The organism is Vibrio sp. 378 (assembly GCF_033339435.1).
In genome coordinates, this window is sequence record NZ_JAWOUO010000697.1 from 1 (window position 1) to 638 (window position 638).

Here is a 638-nt window from a genome sequence, read left to right on the forward strand (position 1 = left end):
CAATCGCATTCGTCATCGAAGACGCAGCATAAACTTTCAGATCCGTTGCTGCATTTGTTGAGAATGAAATGCTTAATATTGCCGCTAGGCAAGCATGCGTTTTCCATGCTTTCATAAAGTGACTCCGTACAAGGCAAGCGAAAATTCTATCTAGCCAAATGAATGCGTTCCCAGCCCGATCCGTTTTTCTAATAAGGAGCCGAGAGAAAATTTGGTTAAAGATAGCGTTTGGTTAACGAGTTATTTAAACAGAAAGTCAAGGTTCATGTGTTGTTCTATCGCATCCGCAATACGGTTAATACCTTGTTCTTTCAATGCTTCAAAATCTTGCTGTTTGACCTGAGTGCCATTCACCCACTCAGTAATGAGGTTTAGCGCTTCCGCTTCGTCAAAAAATCCGTGCAAGTAGGTTCCCATAATTTGGCCACATTCACTAATGGCACCGTAACATTCTCAGTTGTCGAGTTCAAGCGGTTGTTCGTCAAGTACTTGGCTTCTACCAACATGAATCTCATAACCTTTCACCTTCGCTTTTTGGTTATTGAGATTGAGCACAGCTTCAGTCTTGGTGAGCTGTTTACTACCAGTCAGCACGGTATGAACATTCAATAGTCCCAAACCTTCACTTGAACCCGGTT

2 pseudogenes are annotated in these 638 nt (G+C 42.5%); both read right to left on the reverse strand.

The annotated features are described in order from the left end of the window. Positions 1-115, reverse strand: a pseudogene (gene modA / locus R7Q48_RS28335) (molybdate ABC transporter substrate-binding protein); the annotation flags it as partial. Between the two features lie 125 nt (positions 116-240). After that, positions 241-638, reverse strand: a pseudogene (locus R7Q48_RS28340) (cobyric acid synthase CobQ); the annotation flags it as partial.